Here is a 26,033-nt window from a genome sequence, read left to right on the forward strand (position 1 = left end):
CCGAGGTGATACTAACGTGACACTTGGTATTATGATGCTTTATCCCGGCCAGGAAGAAACCTATTATAACGGAATCGGGAAATGTTCAGTTAACATGGGCATTTCTGTACTTCTGTTTACTCCTCAAGGCGCCGATTTATCTAATAGAACGGTAGATGGCTTTCGGTATTCAAAGGACAAAGGCTGGGTTCAGGGAACATCGCCTCTGCCGTCCTTTATCTATGACCGCTGTTTTTATCAAACTGAAAGTGATCTTCAGACGTTTCGGCCCATCGTTCAACAGCTTAAAAAGCGTCCCGGCATCACGTTCCTCGGGCACGGCCTTCCGGGAAAATGGGCGGTCTATCAACTGCTGTTTGCTCATTCTGCTTTTATCGATAAGCTCATTCCCACGATTTCTACGTCTCATCCAGCTTCTATCCTGCGATTTTTAAATGAGCATAAGGCTGTTTTGCTCAAGCCGGTTTCAGGCTCTTGCGGCCAGGGGATACACGTGATCGAAAAGAAAAAAGAAGATTTTATCCTTATAAAACAATACCGAAAACATACAAGCAAAAAAGCCATTTCCGAACATACACTCATAAAAGAATTATCTTCCATCTTACTTTCTAACCGTATGATTGCCCAGCCTTTCCTAAACCTTCAAACGCCAGCACATGAGCCGTTTGATGTTCGCATTCTTCTGCAAAAAAATGAAGAAGGCAGATGGGTTGAACGAGGGCGAGGAATCCGGTGCGGCAAACCCGGCGGAATTGTTTCAAACCTGGCCGCAAGAGGCTCTGTAATGGTCTATGAACTATTTATGAAGCGCTACACCGATCAGCAAAAAGCGGACATTGAGTGGCAATTGCAAGAGACCGTCCGCTATTTACCCGGCCTGTTAGAAGAACGATTCGGCTCCCTTTTTGAGCTCGGTGTCGACTTTGGAATTGATCTACAAGGAAAGGTCTGGTTGCTTGAGGTGAACTCTAAACCGGGCCATAAAGTTATCGTAAAGACAAACCCTCAGGTCATGCCACAACTCTGGGAGGCTCCTTTGCGATTTTACCAGTATCTCAAAAAGAAAAAGGAAGTGGATCATCGTGTCACAACCATTACCCATTAAAAAAGAGAAACTAGAAAATGGAACCTTTTATGTCCCGGAATCCTATTTTAGGGAATGGGTGATTAAACGGGAATTTCCACAGTTTCTAGTTCTCGGTTGTAAAACAGTTGTATGCAAAATGGCGCCTCATCCAGATAAAAAGGAAGAATTTCTTCTATCAGAAGATCTATGGGATACGCTTTTGATCCCTCACGAAGGTCCAGTCCATTTATTTCAACAGGGAAATTTTCTTTATATCGGCCCGCTCATTGGCATTTTTACTGCCGGCTTTACGGATAATAAACTCCGTCCTGTCGGTGATAGATCAATGCTGTTTGCAAAATTGCTTTCAGTGGAACGAAAAGTAGGCGCTTATTATTTTATGTTTGGCCCTCATCATATCAATTGGGAAGAGTCGACGATCAATGGACTTTTTTATACTTCCAAAGGCTGGATCGAGCGAAAAGTGCCGATTCCTTCTGTCATTTATAACCGGCTGCCGAATCGAAAGACGGAAAATCTTGAAAGTTTAAAATCCGCCATGGATCGTTTTGAAAGAGATTTTCATATTCCTATTTTCAATCCGTCCTTTTTTAACAAATGGGAAATTCATCATAGTTTATTAACTGATCCAAAGGTCAGTCATTATTTGCCAGAAACATATCTTGATCCTGACTCCTCTCAAATCGAAGATATGCTCGCACGCCATTCACACCTATATTTAAAGCCCGCGAAAGGAAGCCTCGGGCAAGGCATTCAACAAATTTTAAAACGGGGAGAGAGCTATTATTGCCGATTCCGTTTAGCGGACCAAAACCGCCTGAGACGTTATTCGAGCTTGAACCGGCTTTTGCTCAGGCAGTACCCTTCAGGGAAGTTGAAGTCCATTCTCGTCCAGCAAGGAATAAATTTATTGAAATGGAATGATAAAGCGATAGACTTCCGCATCCACACAAACAAAGACGAAAATGGAAAATGGGTCGTTAGTGCGATGGCGGCGAAGATTGCAGGTTCAGGAAGTGTGACGACCCATATTGCCAATGGCGGTGAAGTAAAAACCATTCAAGAAATTATTCATGAAATGGGGAAAACAAGTGAGATGTTAAATCGGTTAAAGGAGGCTGCTCTTGAAATTAGTGAAAGCATCGATCAGGTGATTTCGGGCATAATCGGCGAAATCGGCTTTGACCTTGGCATTGATACAGAAGGAAGGGTCTGGCTTTTTGAAGCCAATTCTAAACCAGGGCGCTCTATTTTCTCTCATCCGAGCTTGCGTTCGCATGATCTGCTTTCACGAACGCTTCCCCTTAAGTTCGCCATCTATCTTATGAAACAATCGATCGCAAAAAGAAAAGATGTGGTACGTTCGTGAACATTTTCTTTGATGAAAAAATGAGAACATTTGGGGCAAGCCGAGACGGACTTTTATGGGGAGGCAACGAAAGACCGCTTCCCCTTTTTCTACCCTCTTCTTCCGTACAATCATTTCTACTACGGACAAAAGAAAATAAAGTAGGACCAATCATCGGGTTATTAACGACAAAACGAACAGGCTATCCGTTTATCGGTAATCCGACCCGCTATCGCAAAATAAGCCGCTTGCTTCAAGAACAAGGTGGATTTCTGTATGTTTTTACACCTGAAAGCATGAAGAACGAAGAAATTCATGGTTTCTTTTATTCAATCGCACAAAAAAAATGGATCAAATCTCAATTTCCGTACCCGGACGTTGTCTATAACCGAATTCCAATCCGTGAAGATGAACAGTTAACGAGTAGTCAATATGCCCTTCAAGCAATTGCACAAAAAAATATTCCACTATTTAATCCCCACTTTTTTAATAAAAATGATGTGTTTCGAATTCTCTACCAAAACAAGAAATTGCGTGAATTTCTTCCTGATACGCGTTCCGCAAACTCTGTCGAAACGATTTCCGAAATGCTAAAGGAGTACAATGCAGTTTATGTAAAACCGGTTGACGGGCATAAAGGCGACGATATTTTCACTGTTGAAAAGAAAAATAACGCCTTTCAATTCCAGTCTTCAATTAGACGTTTAACCTTTTCAAGCGAACATCTACTGTCGTCATATCTTTCCCCGCTTTTAAAAAAACAGCGCTATATTGCACAAAACAAAATCAACCTAAATAAACAAAACAGCAGAATGTATGATTTCCGCGTGCTTATGCAGCGTGTCTCGACCGAGTGGCTTATGACGGGATTCGGTGTTCGCTGCGCTCCTGTCTCAGGCATTACAACTCATGTCCCTAAAGGCGGAAGCATTCTCTCAAAAGCTACTCTTGATAAGCCGATTGATGAAAAAAAACTTACCTCACTTTCTATGGAGGCTGCCAAAACGTTAGAACAATCCTACCCCGCCCTTCGTGAATTTTCGATGGACATCGGCCGTGATGTAAATGGCCGTTTATGGATCTTTGAAGCGAATAGCAAGCCGATGAAATTTGATGAAAGAGACATTGATCAAAAGATGCTTTGCAATTTAGTTGCAACCTTCTTCTATTTGTCAAAATTCAATGAATATTAGATGTTATAATAGTTGTATCGATTGTAAAGGAGTTTGAAAGAATGCTAGAAAAACTGAAAAAGCATTACGGCTCTTCTTTCGTATTTTCTTCAAATGAACCGGAAAACTATCAATGGTTTATTCATAACGACGGCAAACGTTTTGGCATTCATAAATCGAAGCTTTCCAGGCAGGAGAAAGCATTGCTTGAAACGTTATTTATCGCCGATGCATCGATATCAACATTGACGCCAGAGCAGCTTCAATGGAAAGAAATTTTGTCTGGCTGTGTTTCCATTCGCCATAAAGTGGAACCATTTCGTTTCCTCCATTTTTTTTGCAAAACGCCTTTAAATGACCGGGATGCCTTTCTCGAAGCGATTTCCGGTCTATTTCCTTCCAATGTTGTCGTTTTATTTGAAACGAACAAAAACGGAGTCATTATCGAATCTTTTTATACATCCAAAGAAGAAATACCGTATGAACAAATTAAAGATGTCATTACGAGCGATTTTTACACCGATCTCGATCTTTTTTTCGGCAAATGGCAGGACAATTATTCATTAGCAGGCGAAACGTATAAAGTTGAACGGAATATGTTTCTTACCGTCCAGCCTTTTTTGCCTCCGCAGATGTTTTACAGGGAAGCCGATCTTCTTCCTTACTTGCTTTTAAGCACAGCAACGAAAGAGATAAAACGGTTTATTCGTGATTTACTTGATCCTACTTTAAAAGAAGACAGCGAGTTGCTTCATAGCATTAAAGTTTTCCTGGAGTGTAATATGAATAGTAGTCTTGCGGCGAAAAAATTGTACATTCATCGCAACAGCCTTCAATACCGTGTGGACAAATTCATAGAAAAAACCGGCATCGACGTCAAACAGTTTGTCAATGCGCTTGCAGTTTACCATGCGATTCTTTTTTTAGAAATTGAAAATACAACTAAACCTTAAGTTTTTTTGCACATTGCACAAAAGGCTGGAGAAAGTTTGGTCACGTTTCCAATTTACGAAAGCCATTTCAACCTATACACTAACAATATGAATGTTCAGAAAATTCGAGGAGGCGTGACAAATGGCGGAAATTAAATTGAAAAATATTGTTAAACGATATGACAATAAAGTAACCGCAGTTCATGATTTCAATCTTGATATTGAAGATAAGGAATTTATCGTATTCGTTGGACCGTCAGGCTGCGGGAAGTCGACCACATTGCGCATGATAGCGGGCCTTGAGGATATTACAGAAGGAGACCTTATCATTGGGGATCGTGTCGTTAACGATGTTGCCCCGAAAGACCGCGATATTGCAATGGTTTTCCAAAACTATGCCCTCTATCCGCATATGAACGTGTATGACAATATGGCATTCGGGTTAAAATTACGCAAATTTAAAAAAGATGAAATTGATCGCCGTGTAAAAGAAGCCGCCCGCATTCTTGGCCTTGAACAATATTTAGACCGCAAACCGAAGGCTCTCTCTGGCGGGCAGCGCCAACGCGTTGCTTTAGGCCGTGCGATCGTTCGTGATGCAAAGGTGTTCTTAATGGACGAGCCTTTATCCAACCTCGATGCGAAACTTCGCGGACAAATGCGTACGGAAATTGCAAAGCTTCACCAACGATTACAAACGACAACCATTTACGTCACCCATGACCAAACCGAAGCAATGACGATGGCTACCCGCATCGTTGTTATGAAAGACGGGCGGATACAGCAAGTTGGAACGCCAAAAGAAGTATATGATACACCTGAAAACGTATTTGTCGCCGGATTTATCGGCAGCCCGGCGATGAACTTCTTGCACGGGAAACTGGCCGATGGATTCATCGTTATCGATCAAGTGAAAATTGCCGTTCCTGAAGGAAAAATGAAAGTACTGCGTGACCAGGGCTATTTAAATAAGGAAGTCATTCTTGGCATTCGTCCGGAAGACGTTCATGATGAACCATTATTTATTGAATCGTCGCCAGGTACAAAAGTAAATGCGACGATCGACGTTGCCGAATTAATGGGGGCAGAAACATATCTTTATTCTACCCTGGGCGGACAAGAGTTTATCGCCCGCGTTGATTCTAGAAGCGACATTCAAAATGGCCAAAGCCTCACCCTCGCCTTTGACATGAATAAAGCCCATTTCTTTGATGTAGATACGGAAGAAAGGATTAAATAATTGGTTTCAAAAAACTCGTCAAAAAAATGACGAGTTTTTTTGTATTGTTTATCCATTTAGGGAAAAATGTTTTTATGATTGACAATCTGGAATTCGCTGATTACAATTACTTAAGAATTCCGATAAGATTGATGGGATTTTATTCAAACTACAGGAGGCTAAACATCATGAAACGTATATTCTCTTTTCTTTTCATATCCGTTCTCATTGTTGGAATATTATCTGCGTGTGGAACGGACACAAATAAAGGCGGTTCAGCTAAAGAATTAACGATTGGAACTGAAGCTACATATCCCCCATTCTCGTATCGAGACAAAAAAACAAATGATATTGTCGGGTATGATGTCGATGTGGCGAAAGAAGTTGCTAAACGGCTTCATATGAAAGCAAAATTTGTTCCAACACCATGGGCTAACATGTTTTCTTCATTAGACAGCAAACGTTTTGACATGGTAGCCAACCAGGTATCAATTGATGAAAAACGAAAGCAAAAGTACGACTTTTCTACTCCTTATACCGTTTCTGGCGGAAGGGTGATTGTCAATCAAAACAATAACGACATTAAAAGCTTTAATGATTTAAAAGGAAAAACGGTTGGAACGACTCAAGGAAGCAATTATGCCCAGGCTGCAGAGAAGGCCGGCGCCAACGTTAAATATTACAAAGGAATTGCGCAGGTGCTATCCGACCTTAACGTGAACCGCATTGATGCGGCAATGAATGATAAACTGTTCATTTTATCTGAATTAAAGAAAACCGATTATAAAGTAAAAGCAGTTGGAAAGCCGTTCAACAAACAAGTGATGGGATTTGCCTTTCGAAAAGGAAATGAGCAATTGGTGAAGAAAGTGAACAAGGCACTTGCCGACATGAAAAAAGACGGCACGCTTGCGAAAATTTCCAAAAAATATTTTGGAGCAGACGTAAGTGAATAATACGTGGACAGAAATGACTAGTTCCCTCCCGTTCTTGCTGGAGGGAGCCAAACTTACGATTATTTTAAGCCTTGTTTCCATTTTCGGTTCCCTTCTTTTTGGGCTTGTTATTGCCTTATTCCGCATGTCCAAAAGCAAAATACTTTCCGGTATCGCTAAACTTTATATTTCTTTTTTTCGGGGAACACCGCTCCTTATTCAACTGCTAATTTTTTATAATGGCTTTACATTTATTGTTCGTTTGGAAGGATGGCAGGCGGCTTTAATCGGACTTATTTTACATTTTAGCGCTTATATTGCAGAATCGTATCGTGGGGCTATCCAATCGATATCAAAAGGGCAATGGGAAGCTTCCTATTCTCTCGGCATGAATTATGTCCAAACGTTAAAAGAAATTATATTGCCACAGGCCTGGCGGGTTGCGATTCCGTCCATTTGGAATTCATTAATCGATATTGTAAAATCATCTTCACTTGCTTCAGCCATTACCGTACCAGAATTGACGTTAGTGGCCGATCAGCGCAGTGCATCTAGCTTAATTGTATTGCCTATTTTACTGGAAGCTGCACTCATTTATTGGGCACTTACAACTTTACTCGACTGGACGCGATATTGGCTAGAACGAAAGCTTCAATTAAAAAAATAAAAGCTCCATTTCTATGTTTCATGAAATGGAGCTTTCCTATGTTAACTGCTGTGGCCATTCTGAAATAAAGTTGACGAGTTCTTGTCTGCAGGTAGAGCAATAATAAAGGTGAGGGCACTGATGATTTTCGTGATCTGCCGGAAATCCGTTCTCTAACTTTAAACCATCAATATCAATATAGGGACTGTAGTCATCGTAATAATCGCTTAGTTTTCCCTGATCTTCGGCTTCATTACCGCAATCGGGACAATAAAAGGGAATAGTATGTAATTGGTTGCATACGGGACATAGGCTCATTTGTATACCACCTCTTTTACCTTTAAAGGGATGGATTTCTCCACCCCTTACAGCCATGAATATAGAGTTATCGAGCTGCTCCACCACCAAGTTGTTGTTGAGCCATAGCTACAAGACGTTTTGTGATTTCTCCTCCAACAGATCCGTTAGCGCGAGAAGTCGTGTCAGCACCTAATTGAACACCAAATTCACTTGCGATTTCGTTTTTCATTTGATCAAGAGCTTGTTCTACTCCAGGTACTAAAAGTTGGTTGTTGTTTGGCATGTTGTTCACCTCCTCTTGAAACATATTTTGCATCATTTAAGCAACTATATACGCGTACTTTTTACCAATTTTTGATAAGAACAAGTCATGTTTAATAAAAGCAAAGAAAATTCAATGGATTTGCGTTTATTCTTTAGTTTTAAGGGAAAATTGGTAGAGAGGTGATCGCAATGAGTCAAACGGAAATCATTGAATTAAAGGATCAACTAAATGAGTGGGCAGGAAGCCAAATTTCGATTCAAAAAGAGGAAAATGGAGATTTGGATCAAATCAACATTCAACTTGATAAAGCTACATTTGAACAGCGTGATGCGCAAGATGATTATTTAGGAGATCATATTCTTTTCATACACGGCAAGGCATACAGCATGGAAAGCGAAAAGCCGGTTAAGTTGCCAACGGTTTTATACGAAATTCCAATTGACGGCATTGAAGGCATTCAACTTGATTCAGACTTAGTGACTTTTAAAACGCAGCGAGGAACATATGCCATTAATAAAATGGGCTGATGAAATCATCAGCCCATTTACAATTTAACCAACAGCTTTTTTTGTTTTTCCTTGTTGAAGTTGGTACATTTGATAATATCGTCCTTCTTTTTCCATTAACGTATCATGGTTGCCTTGTTCAACAATTTCTCCATGGTCAAGGACAAGAATTTGATCGGCATTTTTTATCGTTGACAGACGATGGGCAATGATGAAAGTTGTTCGTCCGCGTTTTACCACATTGAGGGCTTCTTGAATGATCGCTTCGGTCTCCGTATCAATGTTCGCGGTTGCTTCGTCAAGAATAAGGATTGCCGGATCAAACGCCAGCGCCCTTGCAAAGGAAATGAGCTGCCTCTGTCCGGAAGATAAGGTGCTGCCTTTTTCAATGACCGCCTCATCCAATCCGTTAGGCAAGCTATTAATAAAGTCCCATGCCCCTACATCTTTGAGTGCTTTCTCTGCTCTTTCTCTTGAAATAGATGGGTCGTCAAGGCTGACATTAGAGTAGATCGTTCCTGTAAATAAAAACGGATCCTGGAGGACGATGCCCATATGCTGGCGAAGCGTTTGTTTGGACATTTTCATTATATCAACACCATCAATCAATATTCTCCCTTCTTTCACATCGTAAAAACGGAAAAGGAGATTCATTATCGAGCTTTTTCCAGATCCGGTATGACCGACTAACGCCACTGTTTCCCCTTGCTTTGCTTCAATTGAAATATTTTTTAACACGTTTTCTCCTTCGACATAGCTAAAAGAAACATTCTCGAAAACAACATTTCCTCTGTACCTTTGAATGGGCTCTTTCGCAACATCCACTCCCGGTTCATCTAAAAGGACGAATACCCGCTCCGCTGATACGAGTGATTGTTCAAGTTGGGCCAATTGGTTAGCAATCCCGCTAATCGGTTGAAAAAGCCGGTTTAAATAATCAACGAATGCATATAAAACACCGAGAGAAATGGCTGTGCCCACGCCAAGCGATGCGCCGCCAAAATACCAGATAACAGCAACAAACGAAAGATTTCGCAGGACATTGACTAGATTATGATTCGTTAAAGAATTAAGACTTAACATTTTGTTCTGGTATGTGCAATATTCGTTGTTAAGCTTCTCAAACTCTTCTGTCGTTTCCTTTTGCCGTCTGAATGCCTGAATGATCGTCATCCCTTGAATCGATTCATTGATCATACCGTTTATGTCACTTAAACGTGAACGAATCATATGATTATATTTGGAAGCGAATTTCCGGTACACTTTCACCCAGATGATTAAAATTGGAATGATGACAAGGCAGACAGTTGCCAATCGGACATCCAATATAAATAACGCAATCAAAATACCTGCAATCGTAATCATTCCTGTAAAAAAATTCGCCAAAACATTAACGAATAATTCTTTGATCGCTTCTGTATCGTTTGTCACTCGTGAAACGATTTTTCCCGCAGGCTGATTGTCGAAATACGTAATCGGCACACGCTGAATTTGCCTGAACACATCCTGGCGAATTTTTTTAATGACCAAATTCGCGGAAACTTGCAGCATGTAACGTTGTCCGTATTGAAAGAAACAGGCTAGAACGAGCAATCCAAAGTAAATGCCTAAAAGTTTTAGCACACCGAAAATTTCCGGTTCATAAAAAGCGAACAATTCTTTACGCGAAAGTTTACTTGCATTATACGTTTCGGACTTGCCTTTATTTGTAATAACAACGTTTCCGTCTTTTACTTTTCGTTCTCCATCAAAAGAAATTGGTCCTGCAATAAAGTAATAATCACGATTAATTTGCAAGATGCGCGCTTCGCTTCCACGTTTCTCCCCGGCTGCAAAATGGTCTTTCCTTTTATACCATTTATTGTGATATTCGACAGTATCGCCCCCATGATTCATTGTTTCAAACCACGGTTTTTCAATTCCGAGAATGTTGGAATCAATCATTCGTTTTGCGACAAATGGGCCGGCCAAATCGGCGGCGACTGCAAGAGCGAGCATCAATAGCCCGATAAAAATGTTTTTCTTAAAAAGAAGCGCATATTGAAATAATCGTTTTCCTACACTCATTTTCACACCGCCGTTTCGTTTAAATTTCCTTCAATTTGCTGACGGTCATATTGTTCTTTATACCAGCCGTCTTTTTTGAGCAATTGCTCATGGGTTCCTTCTTCAATAATCCGACCTTCTTCGAGGACAATGATCCAATCAGCATGTTCTACCGCAGATAGTCGGTGAGTGGTGATGAATGTTGTTTTTCCTGCACGCTCTGTGCGGATATTGTTAATAATGGCCGCTTCGGTTTTCGCATCTACAGCAGATAAAGCATCATCCAAAAGTAAAATTTCAGGATCGATAAACAAAGCACGGGCGATCGAAACACGCTGCTTTTGCCCGCCGGAAAGCGCGACTCCTTTTTCGCCGACAAGCGTATTCAGCCCTTCCGGAAGCGTGTGAACATCTTTACTAAAAGAAGCCATCTCAAGAACGTGATTGAACGCCTCAATAGATCCTTCACTTTTACCAAATAAAATATTTTCGCGAACCGTTTTTGAAAACAAAATGGTATCTTGTGGAACGTAGCCGATCCAACCTTGAATATCTTCTATCGCAATGGATTCAAGCGATACGCCTGAAATCGTGATTTCACCTTTGCCTAACGGGTACTCCCTCAGAAGTTGTTTTATAAAGGTTGTTTTTCCGCTCCCCGTCCGGCCGACGATGCCAAGTGTTTCTCCGCGTTTCACCGTAACCGACACATCGCTTAAATTGTCCGTTTTTGATGATGGATAACGGAAATGGACGTGATCAAAGCAAATCGTTTCCGGTACTTCAACCGAAATGAGCTCTTCGCCATTTTTTACATCCGGCTCGTAGGAAAGTGTCTCGTTCACGCGGTCAAGGGAAGCGTTTCCTCTTTGCATCACATTGATCAGTTCGCCAACCGCAATCATTGGCCAAATCAGCATTCCAAGATAAACGTTAAATGATACGAGTTCTCCTAGCGTAATCGTTTTATGAAAGACAAGATAGGCACCATAACCGAGACCGATAATGTAACTGATCCCGACAAGAATTTTAATGGTCGGCTCAAATAGAGCATCGATTTTCGATACCGCAATATTTTTTTCATAAACATCTTCAGTCAGTGCATCGAACCGTTTTACGTCCGCTTCTTCCTGTACATATGCCCTGATGACACGAACGCCGGAAATACTTTCTAACACCTGGTCATTTAAATGGCCAAAAGCATCCTGGGCAATTGTAAACCGTTGATGCACCTTTTTCCCATACTTTTGGATAACGAAAGCGATCACTGGAAGTGGCAGAATGGCGGCCGCCGTCAGTTTCCAGCTAATAAGAAAGCCCATGGTCACTAGAATCGTTAACATATACATGCTTGAGTCAACGAGTGTCAAAATGCCAAACCCTGCTGTAACCGATACGGCTTTTAAATCATTCGTAGCCCTTGCCATTAAGTCCCCGGTACGATTTTTTTCAAAAAACGTTGGTGTCATTTTGATTAAGTGGCGCATAAACCTGGAACGCAAGATTCGCTCGACGACAAATGCCCCGCCAAACAACTGATAAGACCAAATATACGTAAGCACATAATTGCTAATAAGAACGGTAAGAAAAACAGCTAGCGTTTGCATAAGCTTCTCTGCTGTCAGACGCCCTAGATTTATATCATCAATCGCAATCCCGATAAGCTTTGGCGGAATCACTTCAAGGACATTAACGATAAGCAATAATAGAATGGCAATCGTATATCGCTTCCAATGTTGTTTAAAAAACCAGCCTAACTTAACTAAAACAGTAAACATATTCCCTCTCCTCCCGGTATGAAAAAAATAAAAAAGCATACCACTCGCCGGGCATGCTTTTAAAAAACACAAAAAAAGCGCGGTCACGAATGGGAAAAGGTGACCTGCGCAAGTTACTATGTAAAAAAAGGCGTAAAAATCCCTCTAAACCGACGAATGGCAAGTCACAGTATGAAGTTTAAAATGAACGGTCATATCCATATTGGACAAATATGCTAATAATACCATGACTACCATCCTTTCCATAAATTTGTAGTATATCAGTAGTGTTAATACTACCACTGTTCTAACAATTGTGTCAATAGGTCAATTTTCTTTTTTTAACATTAACCTCTAATATACTTGGTTAAGGTTCATGAATACGGTATATTAATCATTATGGCAACATTACATCTAAAATGGAGGTGTGCAAATGAAAGAGGAGTCACTCCATATCATTGAGCACGAAATTGCATTGTTAGTAAGGCTTACAACTGCGTATAGCCCCCGGCTTGGGGAATTGGATCGTTCTGAATACCTTCTTTTAAGTGAACTAGACAACCATAGCCCTTTAGCCATTAATGTCCTTGCCGATAAATTAATGCTTAATCTTTCTACTGCAAGCAGACAAGTCGCCAGCCTTGAAGCTAAACAGTTTATCCATCGATTCCCCGATCCACAAAATGGGCGCATCAGTCTTGTTGAGATAACTGCAGAAGGACAGGCCATTTTGCGTAAAGTCCAAAAAGCGCGCTACGCCGTATATAAAGAAGTCCTTCAAGACTGGTCAAATGAAGAATTAGAGATTTTGGAAGCTAATTTGATTCGTTTAAATCAGGATTTTAAAAAATGGAGCAGATAAACAAGGGTTGTTGCCATTAATTGATCGGCAGCAATCTCATTTTTTATTGCTTTATTTACAAAAAGTTGTATAATGTTCTTTGTTGCCAAACAACTTGTATTATACAAGTTGTTAGATGCAATAAAGGAGGTTTTCAAATGAGCGCTCAAACGCTATCTAATCAAAGCAAAAAAAGTATTCCTAAATACTTTATCATTTCGATTTTAACGATTTTTTCTATCGGGCCTCAATACTTTTTAAATTTAACGTATACGGTTAATCAAATGATCATTCAAAATAGGTTTCAGTTAAGCACGAATGATATGTTGATTCCTTCGGGTCTTTCTAATCTTGCATTCGCCCTTGGTGTTCCGCTTGGAAGAGCCCTGTCGCGAAAATATGGCGTTAGGAAAACGTATCTTCCGCTCGTCTTTATTTTTATGTGTGGAACGATTATTGACTGTTTATCTTCAGGATTAATGCCGCTTATTTTCGGCAGGACGATTCAAGGATTGGCCGCAGGGATGTTGTTTTTAACTATTCTTCCTGTAAAATTAGTTTCATTCCCAAACCGGGTGCGGCATTTATTTTTATTTTTCGTCATTACCGGTTTATTCGGGGCTTCCGCCGTAGGTGCATTTTTTGGAACGCTATCATTAAGCACGGACGATTGGCGCTGGCCGTACATGATTAATATTTTTGCTTCGGTTCTTTGTTTGATTGTCGGATCTATTATATTGCCGAAACAAAAGCCGGACGAAAAACAACAGGAGAGCGCCATTGACAAAACGGGAGTATTTTTATTAGTTCTTCTCACAGTTGTTCTTGCCTTTCCGGTCGTCAATTTACAAAACAAAGGCTTTGATTCTATATTCGTCTGGCCGTTCTTCCTGGCAGCTACGATTGTGATGGTATTATTTATTTATAACGACTGGCAGGCGAAAAATCCGTTAGTCCCATTTCGCGCGTTAAAAAGCCCAAAAACGCTTTCGGGTACGATCATGGCTGTCGCTGGCCACGTTTCTCTAGTTGTAACGCTCGCCGGAATCAACGGATTTTTACGCAGCATTAAAAACATTACTTTCCATGATTTTTCATACTTTTATTTCTGTTTCTTTTTAGGAGTTGTTGTTTCCGCGATTCTTTGTACTTTTTTATACGATGTCATCGGGCCCGGGGTGCTTGGTATGATCGGGTCACTGCTTATTATATTTGTAAGCATGAAATGGAGACATGTTGAGCCGGAAGCTTCTTTAATGTGGCTCAATGTGCAAATGGCCGGTTTAGGGATAGGAATTAGTATGACCCTTGTCTCAGGGGCGCTCGGAACGGCGCTTGCAGGTGATCTTCATCACGCCTCTCACCGCTCCGTTTCTCTTCACGGGATTCGCAACTATGTCGGGGCAATCGGCGCATCCATTCTCGGCTGGTTTATCTACAGAGAAAATGCCATCCATTACGAACTAATTAGAGGTCATGTAAGTAAGGCAGACCCTGAAGTGAACCTGGAGCTCTCGAACTTGGTTCATCATTTCATGAACAGCGGGCATACGTTGACGGAGGCAAAAGGTCTTGCGCTTTATACCGTTATCGCGAACGCAAAAAAATCGGCTGTTCTCGGTGCTTATCATGAAATCTTTACAATATTGCTTATATTGGGGATGATTATGTTGCTAGCTTCTATCGTTAAAACGGCAGCAGGAGAACACCGGAAACTTGTGAAAAAAGAAACACCACTTGGCTTACCTGCTCCGATTGAAGAAAAGAAAATGAGCTAAAAAGATTGCCTGCCTGATTTGGCGGATAGAGTGCCTGATTTGGCGGATAGAGTGCCTGATTTGGCGGATAGAGTGCCTGATTTGGCGGATAGAGTGCCTGATTTGGCGGATAGATAGACGTAAAAAGAGTGATCGATGAATCGATCACTCTTTTTTGTCTTATTGGAATTGACGGCTTAAGTTCGCCATTTCGATCGCGGCTGCAGCTGCTTCCCATCCTTTGTTACCGGCTTTTGTTCCGGCTCGTTCAATTGCTTGTTCGATTGATTCTGTCGTAAGGACGCCGAACATGACTGGAATGCCTGTATTTAACGAAATCGATGCTATGCCTTTGGCCGCTTCGTTGCATACATAATCAAAATGCGGAGTAGACCCGCGGATGACAGTGCCAAGTGCGATGACTGCATCATATTTCTTAGATTCCGCCATTTTCTTAGCAATAAGAGGAATTTCAAAAGCTCCCGGTACCCAGGCGACATCAACATCTTCTTCAGCTACTCCATGTCGTTTCAATGCATCTTCTGCTCCGCTTAATAGTTTTCCGGTAATAAACTCGTTAAACCGTCCAACGACAATGCCAATTTTCAACCCTGTTCCAACTAAATTTCCTTCAAATACGTTTTTCATCTCATTTCCCTCCAATATACTCTCGATTAAATGTGCAACATATGTCCAAGTTTGCTTTTTTTCGTTTTTAAGTAATTCTCATTTTCTTTCTTCGTTGGCATTTGTATTGGAACACGTTCAACGACTTCCAAATCATATCCGCTTAAACCCGTTATTTTTCGAGGGTTGTTTGTTAGTAAGCGCATTTTTTTAATGCCCAGCTCTTTTAAAATTTGCGCCCCGATGCCATAATCTCTTAAATCAGGCGCAAAGCCAAGCTGTTCGTTTGCTTCGACCGTGTCATAGCCTTGCTCTTGTAGCTTGTAAGCCTTCATTTTATTGAGGAGGCCAATCCCCCTTCCTTCCTGGCGCATATAAAGAAGAACCCCATTTCCTTCTTTTTCAATTTGCGAGAGTGCAGCGTGAAGCTGAGGCCCACAATCGCAACGATTCGAACCAAATACGTCTCCTGTCAGACATTCTGAATGAACTCGAACGAGGATCGGTTTTTCCGGATCGATTTCACCCTTTACAAGAGCGACATGCTCTTTTTGATCAAGACTATTTGAAAAGCCAACCGCCCGAAACTCTCCGAATTCTGTTGGCAATGTAATTTCCACTTCTTTTTTTACCAATTTTTCGCGATGGCGCCGATATTCGATTAAATCTTTAATGGTAATCAGCTTTAATTCGTGCTCTTTTGCTAATTTTTCCAGTTCAGGGACACGGGCCATTGTTCCGTCCTCTTTCATAATTTCACAAATGACTCCTGCCGGTTTCGCCCCTGCAAGAAGTGCCAGATCAACTGCCGCTTCAGTATGGCCAGCCCTGCGAAGCACTCCTCCGTCTTTAGCAATAAGCGGAAAAATATGTCCCGGCCGTTTAAAATCGCTTCCTTTCGAACGTTCATCAACAATTGCCTGTACCGTCTTTGCCCGTTCATGAGCGGAAATTCCGGTTGTTGTCGTGATATGATCAATACTAATGGTAAATGCCGTTCCGAGTGTATCAGTGTTTTGCGCAACCATTGGCGTAAGATCAAGCTTCCCGGCGATTTCTGCTGACACCGGGCTACAAACAAGCCCCCGCCCATGGGTCACCATAAAATTGATGACTTCAGGTGTCGCTTTTTCAGCAATCGCAACGAAATCCCCTTCATTTTCCCGATCCTCATCATCGACAACAATGACCATTTTTCCGGCTTTTAAATCGGCTATTGCTTCTTCAATTGTGTTAAACATCAACAATCCCTCCTATCTTATCGAGTAGTGCGACCCTTAAAACCCATGTTCTTGTAAAAACGCTTCAGTAAGAAGGCTTTTCGTTTCTTTTTTCGATTGCCTTGCTGTTAAAAAGTTTTCGACATATTTACCAAGCATGTCACATTCTATATTGACACGATCTCCTTTTCCTTTTTCGCCAAGAATCGTATGTGAAACGGTATGGGGAATAAGCGAGACCGTAACCGTATCGTCATTCACTTCAAAAATCGTTAAACTTGTCCCATCGATAGCGATGGAACCTTTTATCATACAATATTTTGCCAACTCTTCCGGCAATTTAATTTGATAATAGATCGCATTTTGTTCAGGCTTTTTCGAGACAATCTCACCGACACCATCAACATGCCCGGTTACAAAATGTCCGCCAAACCTTCCGCCCGCTGCCATCGCCCGTTCCAAATTTACCTTTGAGCGGCTCGTTAATTCTTTTAAACCCGTATGCCGATACGTTTCAGGCATAACGTCAACTGTAAATTGATTGTCGGTAAAAGAGGTAACGGTTAAACAAACACCATTTACAGCAATGCTGTCTCCAAGCCTGACATCTGTTAAAATGGCTTTTGCTTCAATTGTAAGAACGATGGTTTCATGTCCTTTTTGAATGGAACGAATGGACCCGATTTCTTCAACTATTCCTGTAAACATGGCGTTACTCCCTTTCCGGAACCGATATAATTTTAATATCAGGACCGATTTGTTCAACCGACTTAATTTTTAAATGGAGCGCTTTTTCTAATTCGCGAAAGCCTTCACCTGAAAAAGAAGTAGGCGCATTTTGCCCGCCAATTAAAAGAGGAGCGACATATGTGATCACTTGATCCACTTCGCCGGACTGAAGAAAGCTTCCGTTTACCGTTGCGCCTCCTTCAACAAATATGGAAGTGATTCCTCGCTTCCCAAGCATTTTCAATACATCCGAAATGTCGATCGTTTTTTTATTCATTGACAAAATTGTAATGCCTTTTTCTTCGTATGGGTGTTTCGCTTCGGGCTTGACCTCATTTCCTGTTACAATCCAGGTTGGTGCCTTCCCGTCGCAAATCATATTGCTTTCAATCGGGGTAAGTAAATGGGTATCTAAAATAATGCGGATTGGGTTTTTTCCGCCGTTTGGGAGTCGAGTGGTGAGAGAGGGATTGTCTTTTAAAACCGTTCCAATGCCAACTAATATCGCATCATGCTCATGCCTATAGCGATGGACATCCAGCCGGGCCGCTTCTGACGTAATCCATTGGCTTTCCCCCGTTGACGTGGCTGTTTTTCCATCAAGGCTTGTAGCTGTTTTTAATGTGACAAACGGTTTTTTCGTTTTTATAAAGTGGTAAAATACTGCATTTAATTCGTCCGCACGGTCCTTCATTAAACCGAAGTCAACCTGGATGCCAGCTTCTTTCAGTCTTTGAATGCCTTTGCCGCTAACGAGCGGGTTTGGGTCGGTCGTTGCAATGACTGCGCGTTTTATTCCTCGTTCAATGACTAAATCGGCACATGGAGGGGTTTTCCCGAAATGACTGCACGGTTCCAGTGTTACATAGATTGTTGCTCCTTTCGCCTTGTCTCCTGCCATAGTTAAAGCATGGACTTCAGCATGAGGTTCTCCCGCCTTTAAATGGGCCCCCATACCGACAACCTGGCCATCTTTCACAACAATTGCCCCAACCAACGGATTCGGACTTGTTTGTCCCTTCGCACTTTCCGCCAGCTTGAGCGCTAGCTCCATAAACGTTTCATCTCTCATTTACTCACCTTCTTTCACTAAATAAAAATAACAACCCCGGAAGAACAACTACTCCCGGGGTTACTTAACAATAACAAAATAAACCTTTAACATTTCAATTTTTTAAAAGTTAAAAGCTCTCTCGTTCCTTCTCCCATCCAGACTATACTGTCGGCTCCGGAATTTCACCGAATCCACCATTCTAGAGATTGGAGATTAGAGATTGGAAGCTGGAAAAATCTAACGTCTCACTTCTCACATCTAGCTTCTAGAATGGGTCACGGGCTAAGAAGCGTTGCTTCATCACCGCCGGTTGGGAATTTCACCCGACCCCGAAGGAAAATACAATATTTAGTTATACACCACGTTTTCATTATAGCCTTATTTTTTCAATAAAACAAACGAATTCATATTTTTATCCTTCAAGGTGATATTAATAACGATGTTTTTTGTCAGGAGATGAAACGATGATACACGCTGAATGGCTTGCCATTGTTCGAAATAAAATGCTTTTGCTCTCAATCATTGCCGTGATCCTTATCCCTACTCTTTATTCCGGTTTGTTTGTCTGGGCCTTTTGGGACCCTTATGGAAAGATTAAACAGCTCCCTGTAGCAGTAGTCAATCTTGATCAGCCGATTCGCTATAAAGGAGAGACGATTTCAGCGGGGGATGATATTGTTGGTGAATTACGGAAAGACAAAAACGTAAAATGGAAGTTTGTCTCTAAGCAAAATGGAACTTATGGTCTAAGAAAAAATCGCTATTACGCGATGATTCAAATACCGAAAGATTTTTCAAAGGATGTCATCAGTGTCATCCAAAACAAGCCAAAGCGAGCAACGATTGAATATATCCCGAATACGGGCTATAACTTTGTCTCAACAAAAATAACGGACACCGCTTCTGAAAAATTAAGAGAAACCATTTCAGAAAATATTACAAAACATTATACGGATGTTTTATTTAAACAATTTGGCAACATTTCTAACGCTATTGATAAGGCAAGCAAAGGGGCAAATCATCTTAGTAGCGGATTGGACAATCTCTATACCAAGTCCAATCAACTGTTAAGCGGGTTAATAAGACAGCAATCTTCAATCAACGAATTAGCTTCGGGTGCATCTTTGCTTTATCAAAAAACGTCTGAACTGAGTAATGGACTGGTTCAATTTGAACGGAAACTCGATACAATATCAGCTGATGCAAGGAATTTAGCCCTATTTATCGATCAAAATTATCCAAAATTGCGGGCTGGTCTTACAGAGATTACGAATCGAATGGATCGAGTTACCTCTATAGTAAATCAATCAAGAAATCAAATGAATCAAATGAAATATACAACCGCTCGGCTGCAATCAGATTTAAAACAATATGCTGCCATGCATCCGGAAGCTACAAATGACCCAAATTTCCAAGCCTTGCTTACTCTTAGCCAAGATCTTGCCAATTCTATGACTGCTGCCGAGTTCACATCTATCGAAAACGAGCTTTCAACCATGGCGTCAAGGCTCCAAACATTTAAAACAAAACACGAAACGTTATTTTCTTCCGTTCAGCCGACTGTATCTGCCCAATTCAATACTTATTTAAATCAGTTTAGAAAAGCAGCAAGTGGAAGTATTGCCTTAAAAAGAGGCGCGAAGAAAATTTCGGAAGGGACGTCACAAGCAGCAAAAGGATGGCAAACGTTAATTCAATCGGTCACATTGTTGGCTACTGGAGAAAAGAAGCTGTTGGACGGTTCAAAAAACCTATCAAAAGGATTAGGGGATTTATCGAATGCAGTCGGAAAAGTAAAGGGTGCTAATAATGCCCGCAACGCCATGTTTGCGGCACCGGTTAAAATTAAACGTCAGGAATTAACGAAAGGGATTACTTACGGTGCGGGCTTTACCCCTTATTTTCTATCCCTCGGGCTTTTTGTCGGCCCTTTAATGTTAACGACCGTTTATTCATTAAAAGATCCGGCTTCCCGCCCTGCCTCCGGGCTTCAATGGTTTTTAGGCAAGTATTCTGTCTTGTTTGTCGTTTTATTAGGCCAATCATTAATATCCGCTTCATTTTTATTGCTCGCTTTTCATATGAAGGTGGCAAGCACGCCATTATTTTTATTGTTTAGCTTTATCGCGAGCATTTCTTTTTCAAGCTTGATTATGTTTCTTGCAACAGCTCTCGGAAATCCCGGAAGGTTTATTGCACTCATCGTGCTCATTTTGCAATTAACGACTAGCGGCGGTTCATATCCCGTTGAGTTGATTGCTCCAGCCCTTCAACCGCTTCATCGCTTTTTGCCAATGAGCTATGCGGTGGCCGGATTTCGGGATGTCATGTTCACCAGTGACTTTTCTGCGATGTGGCAACAGGCTGCTATTTTATCTGTTTATTTTATTGTCTCTCTTTTCTTGCTTATTGTTTTCTTTTCGTATAGCTTTAAAAAAATATATCGAAAGAAGGAAGCTTAATTTCGGCTTCCTTCTTTTATAACCAGGCAGCCAAGCAGTGATTGGCCCAAGCAAAAAAAGAAGGGCTCTATTCGAAAATAGAACCCTTCTTAAGTGAGAAGAAAGGGAGATACTGTTACAAAAACAATATGTCTGGGGTATTTCGGATATTGTCTTTGATAAACACCTCTTTCAAAGTAGTTCATTTAGGCTAACATCTTTAGATAGCGCAAGAGAACCATCTCCTTAAAAGTGCATATCCAGTATTCCTTTTTTCTCATGTGAAGAAGGTGGTGTCCCTCTTCACTATATATCATCTTCAATTTCAGCTTTTTTATACTCACTATTTTTGTTTTCATTTTCACCTGATTTTATAGGCTTCTTCCTATTCTGGCGTACTCCTCCATAACCTCTGGCGGTACCATGCTTCCGCCGGTTGCCCAAACGATATGGGTTGCATTCCTCATTTTCGTTTGCAAATCATTTTCTGCAACATATCGTTGCCCTTCGCTGTTCTTAAATAGCTGAATCGGCCCGTAGGCTCCTGCCAATGCGGAAGGCTCTAATGGAATTTGTTCTGCATCGATTAATGTGCTTAACAACTTATACAATTGATTATCATTTACTGTATAAATGCCTCTCAATAAATGTCGGACAGTCCGGCAAACAAATCCTGATGGTCTCCCTACCGCAAGACCATCCGCATCTGTTCGGTTATCTATCCCGAAATCTTGCACAGAAACATGGTCATAAAGCCCTGTCATTAGCCCGAGCAGCATACAAGGAGAGTGGGTTGGCTCAGCAAAAAAACAGTGAACATGCCCGCCATACATTTGTTTTAAACCGTAAGCAATTCCGCCGGGTCCTCCCCCTACTCCGCAAGGAAGATAGACAAACAATGGATGATCTTTATCTACCGTCACTTTTAATTCGTTAAGCTGCCGTTTTAGTCGGGGCGCCGCCACGGAATAACCGAGGAAAAGGTCTTTTGAGTTTTCATCATCGATAAAGTAACAGTTCGGATCTTTTTCCGCCTGCTTTCTTCCTTCCGCGACCGCCTTGCTGTAATCCTCTTCATATTCCACTACCCTTACGCCTTTACTTCGCAATAAATCTTTTTTCCACTGTTTCGCATCAGCCGACATATGGACGGTCACATGAAAGCCTAATTTGGCACTAATGATTCCGATGCTTAACCCCAAGTTACCTGTTGATCCAACGGCGATCGAATAATTGGAAAAGAAGCGCCGGAATCGATCGGTCGCTATGGCCGAGTAATTATCATCCGCCCTTAGAAGACCGTGTTCAATCGCTAACTGTTCCGCATGTTTTAAAACCTCATAAATACCGCCCCTCGCTTTAATCGAACCGGATATCGGCAGATGGCTGTCACATTTCAACCATAAATCCCCTTCTATTTTGACCTCATACATTTGCTCGATTTGCCGTTTCATTTTAGGGATTGGCTGAAGAGGAGACTCAATGATCCCATCCGTTTCTCTCGTTTCCGGAAAAGCCTCTGCTATGTATGGAGCGAACCGTTTTAACCGTTCCTCCGCTTCTTTCATTTCCCCTTCATTAACGGCGGGCCCTCCATCAGGATAGCCATACTTCGGATTTAGCCAGAAAACCTCCTTTGTTGACATGATATGATTTAGTTCCGGATGATCATTTTTCCATTCATTCAATGTTTTCCCATGGACAATATGTGTCTCCATTTACCTCTCCTCCTTTTCACCTTTTATTTCATTATGCCAATTTACATGTCATATTTGCCAATTTTTTCAGCATAAGTATTTACTTTGTTCGATTAACGTCATATGGTTGTATAGGGCTTTTCAAATTTAGGGAGGAGATAAGAATGCATTGGATCTATCTATGTTTAGCCATTCTTTTTGAAGTGGCGGGAACGATTAGTATGAAACTCTCAAACGGATTAACGAAGCCCATACCGAGTGCTTCCATGATCATTTTTTATCTTTCAAGCTTAAGTGTGTTAACACTCGCATTGAAAACGATTGAAATATCCGTCGCTTATGCCATCTGGTCGGGAATGGGCATCGTTCTCATTACGGCATTCGGGTTTTTGTACTTTCAAGAAAGCATCAGTTTCGTTAAAATCTTCGCGATTCTTCCTATTCTTATTGGAGTGGTCACCTTAAACATAAGCGGAAATGCCCACGGGGCTAGCGGAACAAAAGTGGAGAAAAGCAAATAAAAATCAAGCGGAAGCCCGTATCAGGACTTCCGCCTAAACCATTTATGACAAAACGCTTTGAATTTTTTCAATGGCCCAATCAAGCTCTTCTTTTGAAATGATGAGCGGTGGAGCGAAACGAATGACTGTATCATGTGTTTCTTTACATAATAGGCCTTTTTCTTTTAATTGCTCACAGTAAGGACGGGCGTCTTCATTTAATTCAACACCGATAAATAAGCCTTTTCCACGAACTTCTTTAATTGCCGGGTGAGTCAATTCTTTTAATTTCTCCTTGAAATACTCGCCTAACTCCAATGAACGTTCAGCTAATTTTTCTTCTTCTAATACTTCCAAAGCCGCAACGGAAACCGCACAAGCAAGCGGATTGCCTCCGAAAGTAGAACCGTGTGAACCAGGGTTAAATACGCCTAACACTTCTTTATTTGCCGCTACACAAGAAATCGGGAATACGCCACCGCCAAGTGCTTTTCCTAAAATGTACATATCCGGATGAACGTTATCCCAATCGCAGGCAAATGTTTTTCCAGAACGCCCGAGTCCTGCTTGAATTTCGTCTGCGATAAACAATACGTTATTTTCTTTACATACTTCAAAGGCATCCTTCAAGAAGCCTGCAGGCGGAATATTAATTCCAGCTTCACCTTGAATCGGCTCGATTAAGAAAGCTGCCGTATTCGGAGTAATAGCGTTTTTCAGTGCTTCAAGATCACCATATGGCACAAGTTTAATGCCAGGAACTAAAGGACCAAAACCACGTTTGTATTCCGGATCAGATGATAGTGATACAGCTCCTAATGTACGTCCGTGAAAGTTCCCTTCACATGCAATAATTTCAGCTTGATTCTCTTGGATACCTTTGACATCATAACCCCAACGGCGAGCGGCTTTAAGCGCTGTTTCAACCGCTTCAGCCCCCGTGTTCATTGGAAGAATCATATCTTTCTTCGTTAATTTTGATACTTTTTCATAAAAATCACCTAAGTTATCGCTGTGGAACGCACGAGACGTTAAGGTTACTTTATCCGCCTGGTCTTTTAATGCTTGAATAATTTTTGGATGTCTATGCCCCTGGTTCACAGCTGAATAAGCGCTCAGCATATCCATATATTTATTGCCTTCAGGGTCTTCTACCCAGACTCCTTCTGCTTTTGAAATAACTATTGGAAGTGGATGATAGTTTTTTGCACCATATTTTTCTGTTTGTTCGATAATCGATTGGGTATGTTGTTTCTCTATCGTTGACATCATAAATTCCTCCCGTCAAAAATTTTCATTCCACTAAAGATATAATGCAAGTTCCATGCCAACTATTAACGATGCGTGATTTCAACAGATTATTAATTTTCTGTGCAAATATTTTTGGCATATTGTTTTCTAATTTTGCACAAACTAACGCAAATTTTGTTTGCACTATTGTTTAATATGACGTAAAATTTTTTTAAAGTCGCTTTTAGAAAGGACTAACGAAATGAGTAACCAGGAAGAATTAGATGCTTTACGCAAGCTAAATTTGATTTATGAAAAAATCATTGAAGAAATTGACGCCGGAGTTCACGTGATCGACGCCTATGGAAAAACGATCATTTACAATAAAAAAATGACGGAAATCGAGGATATGGAACGTGAGGATGTCCTCGGCAAAAATGTGCTTGATGTTTTCATGTTTCAGGAAAACCAATACAGTACGCTCGTAAAAGCATTGCAAACAGGTGAAAGCAAACGGAACGAAAAACAATCCTATTTTAATAATAAAGGACAGGAAATTACAACGGTGAACAATACGTTCCCGATCATTACTAACGGACAAGTCATCGGGGCAATGGAAATCGCGAAAGATATCACAAAGCTTGCCCGCCTTATTCACGACAAAGCGCTTCATAAAGACGGAACCCGTTTTACGTTTGATAATATCATTGGAAAAAGCGAAACGTTTTCTGAAGTGATTGAACGGGCTAGACGGGCGACACGAACCTTTTCTTCGGTCCTTATCATTGGTGAAACAGGAACAGGGAAAGAATTATTTGCCCAGAGTATTCACAACGGCAGCGACCGCGCGTTAAAACCTTTTATTTCGCAAAACTGCGCCGCTTTGCCGGAAACATTAATCGAGAGCTTATTGTTCGGCACGAAAAAAGGGGCATTCACAGGTAGCACCGATCGTCCCGGCCTATTTGAGCAGGCGGAAGGCGGCACACTACTATTGGATGAGATCAATTCACTTAGCCCTTATTTACAGGCGAAATTGCTCCGGGCTCTCCAAGAAAAAACGATTCGCCGTGTCGGTGATACCGTCGACCGTGCAATTGATGTCCGGATTATTGCAACGATGAACGAAGATCCGGTCGATGCGATCGCAAATGACCGATTGCGGAAAGATCTTTATTATCGGCTCAGTGTTGTGTCGCTGTTCATTCCGCCATTGCGTGAAAGAAAAGAAGATATACCTGTTCTTATCCAACACTTCATTGATAAGTACAATCACCTGTTTCAAATGGATGTAAAGGGACTGGACAGTGAAGTATACGACGCTTTTCTTGAGTACAATTGGCCCGGGAATGTACGGGAACTCCAGCATATTATCGAAGGTGCAATGAACCTGGTAGTGAATGAAGAATATATTCAGTACGCCCATCTCCCTGTCCACCTCCGTCACAGGTGGCTTCACAAAGGGGAAGCACCCCTCCATTCCTCCTTGTCCGATATCGTTCATGAAGATGAGGAACAATCGATTAAACAATTAAAAGAGAAAATGGAGGAAGTTGAAAAATACTATATTCAACAAGCCTTGAAAGTTCATCATTACAACATTTCGCGGACAGCGAAAGCGCTTGGGATTAGCCGGCAAAGTTTGCAATACCGCCTACGGAAATTTCAAATCTCAGAAACGAAGCAATAACAGGGCAAAAAAGTCTTATTTTCAACCAGATCAC

Annotated in this window: 22 protein-coding genes, 1 pseudogene and 1 riboswitch; of the genes and pseudogenes, 13 read left to right on the forward strand and 10 right to left on the reverse strand. The window is 41.3% G+C overall.

Annotated features, from left to right (window positions below; all coding sequences use genetic code 11):
• Positions 1-16 precede the first annotated feature (16 nt).
• The 7 genes from H538_RS0107945 to H538_RS0107975 all read left to right on the forward strand — a co-directional run bounded on the left by H538_RS0107945 (position 17) and on the right by H538_RS0107975 (position 7,360).
• Positions 17-1,105, forward strand: coding sequence for a YheC/YheD family endospore coat-associated protein (locus H538_RS0107945; protein ID WP_026677164.1), 1,089 nt, complete (start codon positions 17-19; stop codon positions 1,103-1,105).
• On the forward strand, positions 1,083-2,456 hold the full coding sequence (locus H538_RS0107950) for a YheC/YheD family endospore coat-associated protein (protein WP_026677165.1): 1,374 nt from the start codon (positions 1,083-1,085) through the stop codon (positions 2,454-2,456). The genes H538_RS0107945 and H538_RS0107950 overlap by 23 nt, the downstream gene beginning before the upstream one ends.
• Entirely contained in the window at positions 2,453-3,628 is a 1,176-nt protein-coding gene (locus H538_RS0107955) for a YheC/YheD family endospore coat-associated protein (protein ID WP_026677166.1), read from the forward strand. Before H538_RS0107950 ends, H538_RS0107955 begins: the two co-directional genes overlap by 4 nt.
• A 41-nt stretch (positions 3,629-3,669) precedes the next feature.
• Positions 3,670-4,560: a PucR family transcriptional regulator gene (locus tag H538_RS23380; protein WP_051291387.1), complete on the forward strand. Its 891-nt coding sequence runs from the start codon at positions 3,670-3,672 to the stop codon at positions 4,558-4,560.
• Between the two features lie 121 nt (positions 4,561-4,681).
• Positions 4,682-5,779, forward strand: a complete 1,098-nt coding sequence (locus H538_RS0107965) for an ABC transporter ATP-binding protein (RefSeq protein WP_026677167.1) — start codon at positions 4,682-4,684, stop codon at positions 5,777-5,779.
• A 167-nt stretch (positions 5,780-5,946) separates the two neighbouring features.
• A complete protein-coding gene (locus H538_RS0107970) occupies positions 5,947-6,714 on the forward strand; it encodes a transporter substrate-binding domain-containing protein (protein ID WP_026677168.1) in 768 nt (255 codons plus the stop codon).
• Positions 6,707-7,360: an amino acid ABC transporter permease gene (locus tag H538_RS0107975; RefSeq protein ID WP_026677169.1), complete on the forward strand. Its 654-nt coding sequence runs from the start codon at positions 6,707-6,709 to the stop codon at positions 7,358-7,360. Before H538_RS0107970 ends, H538_RS0107975 begins: the two co-directional genes overlap by 8 nt.
• 36 nt (positions 7,361-7,396) lie before the next feature.
• On the opposite strand, the gene H538_RS0107980 is transcribed toward H538_RS0107975, so the two are convergent.
• Complete coding sequence (locus H538_RS0107980) at positions 7,397-7,657, reverse strand: hypothetical protein (protein WP_026677170.1); 261 nt, start codon at positions 7,655-7,657, stop codon at positions 7,397-7,399.
• A gap of 67 nt (positions 7,658-7,724) precedes the next feature.
• A complete protein-coding gene (locus H538_RS0107985; RefSeq protein ID WP_035350398.1) occupies positions 7,725-7,922 on the reverse strand; it encodes an alpha/beta-type small acid-soluble spore protein in 198 nt (65 codons plus the stop codon).
• A gap of 170 nt (positions 7,923-8,092) precedes the next feature.
• On the opposite strand from H538_RS0107985, the gene ymzB reads away from it, so the two are divergent.
• Complete coding sequence (ymzB, locus tag H538_RS0107990; protein ID WP_026677172.1) at positions 8,093-8,431, forward strand: protein YmzB; 339 nt, start codon at positions 8,093-8,095, stop codon at positions 8,429-8,431.
• A gap of 24 nt (positions 8,432-8,455) precedes the next feature.
• Here ymzB and H538_RS0107995 read toward each other — a convergent pair whose 3' ends face one another.
• Positions 8,456-10,477, reverse strand: a complete 2,022-nt coding sequence (locus tag H538_RS0107995) for an ABC transporter ATP-binding protein (protein ID WP_026677173.1) — start codon at positions 10,475-10,477, stop codon at positions 8,456-8,458.
• A 2-nt stretch (positions 10,478-10,479) separates the two neighbouring features.
• Complete coding sequence (locus tag H538_RS0108000) at positions 10,480-12,234, reverse strand: ABC transporter ATP-binding protein (RefSeq protein ID WP_026677174.1); 1,755 nt, start codon at positions 12,232-12,234, stop codon at positions 10,480-10,482.
• A 412-nt stretch (positions 12,235-12,646) separates the two neighbouring features.
• Between H538_RS0108000 and H538_RS0108005 the strand changes: the two genes are divergently transcribed.
• Both H538_RS0108005 and H538_RS0108010 read left to right on the forward strand, forming a co-directional pair.
• Positions 12,647-13,075, forward strand: coding sequence for a MarR family winged helix-turn-helix transcriptional regulator (locus tag H538_RS0108005; RefSeq protein WP_026677175.1), 429 nt, complete (start codon positions 12,647-12,649; stop codon positions 13,073-13,075).
• 137 nt (positions 13,076-13,212) lie between these two features.
• Entirely contained in the window at positions 13,213-14,832 is a 1,620-nt protein-coding gene (locus tag H538_RS0108010; protein ID WP_026677176.1) for an MFS transporter, read from the forward strand.
• A 159-nt stretch (positions 14,833-14,991) separates the two neighbouring features.
• Here the strand turns inward: H538_RS0108010 and ribH are convergent, their stop codons facing one another.
• From ribH to ribD, 4 genes and pseudogenes are all read right to left on the reverse strand, one after another.
• Positions 14,992-15,459 carry a 6,7-dimethyl-8-ribityllumazine synthase gene (gene ribH / locus H538_RS0108015; RefSeq protein WP_026677177.1) on the reverse strand — a complete coding sequence of 156 codons (468 nt, stop codon included), beginning with the start codon at positions 15,457-15,459 and terminating at the stop codon, positions 14,992-14,994.
• 26 nt (positions 15,460-15,485) lie between these two features.
• Positions 15,486-16,679, reverse strand: a complete 1,194-nt coding sequence (locus tag H538_RS0108020) for a bifunctional 3,4-dihydroxy-2-butanone-4-phosphate synthase/GTP cyclohydrolase II (RefSeq protein ID WP_026677178.1) — start codon at positions 16,677-16,679, stop codon at positions 15,486-15,488.
• A 36-nt stretch (positions 16,680-16,715) separates the two neighbouring features.
• On the reverse strand, positions 16,716-17,366 hold the full coding sequence (gene ribE, locus H538_RS0108025; RefSeq protein WP_026677179.1) for a riboflavin synthase: 651 nt from the start codon (positions 17,364-17,366) through the stop codon (positions 16,716-16,718).
• A pseudogene (gene ribD / locus H538_RS0108030) lies at positions 17,351-18,459 on the reverse strand (bifunctional diaminohydroxyphosphoribosylaminopyrimidine deaminase/5-amino-6-(5-phosphoribosylamino)uracil reductase RibD). The gene ribE and the pseudogene ribD overlap by 16 nt, the downstream one beginning before the upstream one ends.
• A 121-nt stretch (positions 18,460-18,580) precedes the next feature.
• A riboswitch (FMN riboswitch) is annotated at positions 18,581-18,782 on the reverse strand.
• Between the two features lie 123 nt (positions 18,783-18,905).
• On the opposite strand from ribD, the gene H538_RS0108035 reads away from it, so the two are divergent.
• Positions 18,906-20,903, forward strand: coding sequence for a YhgE/Pip family protein (locus tag H538_RS0108035; RefSeq protein WP_026677181.1), 1,998 nt, complete (start codon positions 18,906-18,908; stop codon positions 20,901-20,903).
• Positions 20,904-21,253: 350 nt separating this feature from the next.
• Here the strand turns inward: H538_RS0108035 and dsdA are convergent, their stop codons facing one another.
• Complete coding sequence (gene dsdA, locus H538_RS0108045; protein ID WP_026677182.1) at positions 21,254-22,600, reverse strand: D-serine ammonia-lyase; 1,347 nt, start codon at positions 22,598-22,600, stop codon at positions 21,254-21,256.
• Positions 22,601-22,743: 143 nt separating this feature from the next.
• On the opposite strand from dsdA, the gene H538_RS0108050 reads away from it, so the two are divergent.
• Positions 22,744-23,100 carry a DMT family transporter gene (locus H538_RS0108050; protein ID WP_026677183.1) on the forward strand — a complete coding sequence of 119 codons (357 nt, stop codon included), beginning with the start codon at positions 22,744-22,746 and terminating at the stop codon, positions 23,098-23,100.
• Positions 23,101-23,142: 42 nt separating this feature from the next.
• On the opposite strand, the gene H538_RS0108055 is transcribed toward H538_RS0108050, so the two are convergent.
• Positions 23,143-24,351: an ornithine--oxo-acid transaminase gene (locus H538_RS0108055; protein ID WP_407636381.1), complete on the reverse strand. Its 1,209-nt coding sequence runs from the start codon at positions 24,349-24,351 to the stop codon at positions 23,143-23,145.
• Between the two features lie 220 nt (positions 24,352-24,571).
• Between H538_RS0108055 and H538_RS0108060 the strand changes: the two genes are divergently transcribed.
• Positions 24,572-25,999, forward strand: coding sequence for a sigma-54 interaction domain-containing protein (locus H538_RS0108060; protein ID WP_051291389.1), 1,428 nt, complete (start codon positions 24,572-24,574; stop codon positions 25,997-25,999).
• Positions 26,000-26,033: the final 34 nt, after the last annotated feature.

This window comes from Fictibacillus gelatini DSM 15865 (genome assembly GCF_000430745.1).
Classification (GTDB): Bacteria; Bacillota; Bacilli; order Bacillales; family Fictibacillaceae; genus Fictibacillus_A; species Fictibacillus_A gelatini.

Bases quoted from the DNA above. Each gene is read 5' to 3' on its own strand.
- H538_RS0107970 (WP_026677168.1), top strand. From the start codon at position 5,947: ATGAAACGTATATTCTCTTTTCTTTTCATATCCGTTCTCATTGTTGGA.
- H538_RS0108060 (WP_051291389.1), top strand. From the start codon at position 24,572: ATGAGTAACCAGGAAGAATTAGATGCTTTACGCAAGCTAAATTTGATT.
- H538_RS0107980 (WP_026677170.1), bottom strand. From the start codon at position 7,657: ATGAGCCTATGTCCCGTATGCAACCAATTACATACTATTCCCTTTTAT.
- dsdA (WP_026677182.1), bottom strand. From the start codon at position 22,600: ATGGAGACACATATTGTCCATGGGAAAACATTGAATGAATGGAAAAAT.
- H538_RS0108055 (WP_407636381.1), bottom strand. From the start codon at position 24,351: ATGATGTCAACGATAGAGAAACAACATACCCAATCGATTATCGAACAA.
- H538_RS0107965 (WP_026677167.1), top strand. From the start codon at position 4,682: ATGGCGGAAATTAAATTGAAAAATATTGTTAAACGATATGACAATAAA.
- H538_RS0108035 (WP_026677181.1), top strand. From the start codon at position 18,906: ATGATACACGCTGAATGGCTTGCCATTGTTCGAAATAAAATGCTTTTG.
- H538_RS23380 (WP_051291387.1), top strand. From the start codon at position 3,670: ATGCTAGAAAAACTGAAAAAGCATTACGGCTCTTCTTTCGTATTTTCT.
- H538_RS0108000 (WP_026677174.1), bottom strand. From the start codon at position 12,234: ATGTTTACTGTTTTAGTTAAGTTAGGCTGGTTTTTTAAACAACATTGG.
- H538_RS0108020 (WP_026677178.1), bottom strand. From the start codon at position 16,679: ATGTTTAACACAATTGAAGAAGCAATAGCCGATTTAAAAGCCGGAAAA.
- ribE (WP_026677179.1), bottom strand. From the start codon at position 17,366: ATGTTTACAGGAATAGTTGAAGAAATCGGGTCCATTCGTTCCATTCAA.
- H538_RS0107985 (WP_035350398.1), bottom strand. From the start codon at position 7,922: ATGCCAAACAACAACCAACTTTTAGTACCTGGAGTAGAACAAGCTCTT.
- H538_RS0108005 (WP_026677175.1), top strand. From the start codon at position 12,647: ATGAAAGAGGAGTCACTCCATATCATTGAGCACGAAATTGCATTGTTA.
- ymzB (WP_026677172.1), top strand. From the start codon at position 8,093: ATGAGTCAAACGGAAATCATTGAATTAAAGGATCAACTAAATGAGTGG.
- H538_RS0108050 (WP_026677183.1), top strand. From the start codon at position 22,744: ATGCATTGGATCTATCTATGTTTAGCCATTCTTTTTGAAGTGGCGGGA.
- ribH (WP_026677177.1), bottom strand. From the start codon at position 15,459: ATGAAAAACGTATTTGAAGGAAATTTAGTTGGAACAGGGTTGAAAATT.
- H538_RS0108010 (WP_026677176.1), top strand. From the start codon at position 13,213: ATGAGCGCTCAAACGCTATCTAATCAAAGCAAAAAAAGTATTCCTAAA.
- H538_RS0107995 (WP_026677173.1), bottom strand. From the start codon at position 10,477: ATGAGTGTAGGAAAACGATTATTTCAATATGCGCTTCTTTTTAAGAAA.